Origin of the sequence: Xanthomonas sp. SHU 199, from assembly GCF_000364665.1 — a bacterium.
Lineage (GTDB): Bacteria > Pseudomonadota > Gammaproteobacteria > Xanthomonadales > Xanthomonadaceae > Xanthomonas_A > Xanthomonas_A sontii.
Genome location: NZ_AQOI01000817.1, coordinates 1 through 2,841, shown reverse-complemented (window position 1 = coordinate 2,841; position 2,841 = coordinate 1). Strand labels below are relative to the sequence as shown.

Annotated in this window: 3 protein-coding genes and 1 pseudogene; all 4 read right to left on the bottom strand. The window is 73.5% G+C overall.

What is annotated here, in order from left to right:
• Positions 1 to 469: pseudogene (locus D183_RS0122370) on the bottom strand (secretion protein HlyD); the annotation flags it as partial.
• The gene (locus D183_RS0122365) at positions 466 to 1,230 is read right to left on the bottom strand and encodes an ABC transporter ATP-binding protein (protein ID WP_017910965.1); all 765 of its coding nucleotides are present in this window, start codon (positions 1,228 to 1,230) and stop codon (positions 466 to 468) included. The pseudogene D183_RS0122370 and the gene D183_RS0122365, both read right to left, overlap by 4 nt.
• Positions 1,227 to 2,360, bottom strand: a complete 1,134-nt coding sequence (locus D183_RS0122360; RefSeq protein ID WP_017910964.1) for an ABC transporter permease — start codon at positions 2,358 to 2,360, stop codon at positions 1,227 to 1,229. Before D183_RS0122360 ends, D183_RS0122365 begins: the two co-directional genes overlap by 4 nt.
• Positions 2,360 to 2,841 (bottom strand): TolC family protein (locus D183_RS0122355; RefSeq protein WP_017910963.1); only part of this gene is annotated, 482 nt, incomplete at its 5' end. The genes D183_RS0122360 and D183_RS0122355, both read right to left, overlap by 1 nt.

Here is a 2,841-nt window from a genome sequence, read left to right as displayed (position 1 = left end):
CCAGCGCCGCGTCGCTGCGCGCGGTGTCCAGCGCGTCGGCCAGGCTCTGCACCGCGTCGCTGGCGTCGTCGGCGGTCTGCCCGTCGCCGGCGCCCAGGCGCGCAGCCTCGGCCAGCCGCCGTTGCTTCTGCTGCGCGCTTTGCAGGCGCTGCTGCAGTTGTTTCAGGTGGGTCGCCGCGGCCTGGGCGCGGGTGCGGGCGATGTCCAGGTCGACCGCGGCGGCGCGGTCGTCGCCGGCGACCAGCACGGCGCCTTTCTGCACCGCGTCGCCCTCGTGCACCGGTACCTCGCGCAGGGTCGCGGCGACCGGCAGGCCGAGCTTGAGCACGCCGCCTTCCACATCGATGCGGCCGCGCGCCACCGCCAGGTAGGCCGGGGTGGCGGCCGGCGCCGGGGCCGGCGTGCGGTCCGAGGGCGCGCATGCGGCCAGCAGCAGGCTCAGCAGGGGCGCGGCGGCGAACGCTTTCATGGTGCGGGATTCCGTGAGGGCAGGGGCGAGGGCGGCGCGTTGACGCGGCGGTCGTCGAGGATGCGGCCGTCCTCCATCGACAGCACGCGGTCGGCATGGCGGATCAGGCGCGGGTCGTGGCTCACGCACAGCACCATGGTGTTGTGGCGGCGCGCGATGCGGTGCAGCAGGTCGATCACGATCTGGCCGTTGCCGGCGTCCAGCGCGCTGGTGGGTTCGTCGGCAAACAGCAGCGCCGGGTGCTTGGCCAGCGCGCGGGCGATCGCCACGCGCTGCTTCTCGCCGCCGGACAGTTCGGCCGGGCGCAGGTGCTGGCGGTGGGCGATGCCGACCTCGGCGAGCGCCTCCTCCGCACGGCTGCGCACTTCGGCCGGGGCCAGGCCCATGTACTGCAGCGGCAGCCGCACCTGGTCCAGCGCGCACAGCGCCGGGAACAGGTTGAAGCCCTGGAAGATGAAGCCGGTGTGGCGCAGGCGGAACTGCTCCAGTGCGGTGGCGCCGAGCGCGCCCAGCTCCTCGCCCAGCGCCAGCACCCGGCCGGCGTCGGCGCGCTGCAGGCCGCTGAGGATCGACAGCAGGGTGCTCTTGCCGCAGCCCGACGGGCCGGAGATCAGGGTCAGCTCGCCCGGCCACACCTGCAGTTCCACGTCGCGCAGCACCGGCGTGCGCAGACTGCCGGAGACGAAGCTCTTGCACAGTCCGCTGCCGCTGAGGGTGGCGGCGGCCGGATGCAGCGCGGCGGGGGCGACGATGCGGCTCATCGCAGCAGCAACGCCGGATCGGCGCGGCGCAGGCCGCGCAGCGCGGCCAGGGCCGAGACCACGGTCAGCAGCATCACCGCACACACGCACAGGCCCCAGCCGCTGGCGTTGAACGCCACCGGCACGTCGTGCGCGCGGGCCAGCGCGACCAGCGCCGCGCCCAGCGCGCTGGCGCCGATCAGGCCCAGCGCTCCGACCCAGGCGGCCTGTTCCAGCACCACCCAGCGTAGGTTGCGCATGCTCACGCCCAACGCGTTGAGCGTGGCGTACTCGCGCGCGGCGCCGAGCACGGTGCCGAGCAGGGTCTGACTGGTGATGGCCACGCCGACCAGCAGCACGATGCCGCCGAGGAACAGCACGCCGGAGCCGGCGCCGGTGTCGAACATCCAGAACAGGATGCTGCGCCGGGCGAAATCGTCGGCGCTCCAGGCTTCCACGCGCGGCCGCGTGACCGCGCTGTCGATCGCCTGCGCCACCGCCTGCGGGTCGGCGCCGGGGCGCAGCCTGGCCACCATGTAGGTCGGCCAGTCCGGATGCGCAGTGTCGCTGTTGAGCGCGCGCGCGGTGTCCAGCGAGGCGAGCACGTTGACCCCGCCGAGCGCGCGCAGGCCGCGGCCGACCCCGATCACCCGTACGCGATGACCATTGATGCGCGCGCTGCTGCCGACGCCGACACCGAGCTTGTCCAGTTCCGCGCGGTCCACCACCACGGTGTCCGGTTCGCGCAGCGCCGCGCGCAGGGCGGGGCTGAGCAGACGGGAGAACATCAGCCCGCCGTCGCGGGTGTCGATGCCGGAGATGTAGACCGACACCGCACCGGTGTCGCCGGGGCCGCGCCAGTCGCCGTCGAACCAGATGAACGGCTCGACCTGCGCCACCCGCGGGTCCAGGTACAGCGGCGCGGCCGCGTCCGGATCGATGGCGCGGCCCTGGTCCACGCTCTGCGTGCCGGGATAGCCCAGCCACAGGTCGGCGTCGGAGCCGGACACATAGACGCTGGCGCTGCCGAAGATGCCCAGCACCAGTGCGGTCTGCAGCAGCAGCAACAGGCTGGCGAAGCCCACCGACACCACCACCGGCAGGAAGCGGCGCCACTCGTAGCGCAGGGTCTGGCGGGCCAGCGCGACCATCAGGGCTGCGCGCCTTCGTGGTTGCTGACGGCGCCTGTGCCGGGGATCGGCGCAGTGGCGCTGCCCAGTGCGGTGTGCAGGGCGACGTAGGCCAGGTCGCGCTGGCGCTGCGCTTCCAGCAGTTCCAGGGCAGCCTGGTCGCGCGCGGCCTGCTGCGTGGCCACGTCCAGGTCGCTGCCCAAGCCCAGCCGCCGGCGCTGCTGCGCGACCTCGCTGGCCTGCTGCTGTGCCTGCAGCACCTGCTGCTGGGTCTCGACGTTGCGCCGCTGCTGTTCCAGTGCGGTCAGCGCGTCCTCGACCTCGTTGACTGCCTCCAGCACGGTCTGCCGGTAGGCCAGGGTGGCCGCTTCCAGTAAGTCGCCGCGCGCCTTGGCCTTGGCATGGCGGATGCCCCAGTCGAACAGCGGAATGTCGATCACCGGGCCGAACGAGGCGATGCCGTGGGTGGCGGTGCGGCGATGGCTCAGCAGGGTGGTCGACC

Bases quoted from the DNA above. Each gene is read 5' to 3' on its own strand.
- D183_RS0122365 (WP_017910965.1), bottom strand. From the start codon at position 1,230: ATGAGCCGCATCGTCGCCCCCGCCGCGCTGCATCCGGCCGCCGCCACC.
- D183_RS0122360 (WP_017910964.1), bottom strand. From the start codon at position 2,360: ATGGTCGCGCTGGCCCGCCAGACCCTGCGCTACGAGTGGCGCCGCTTC.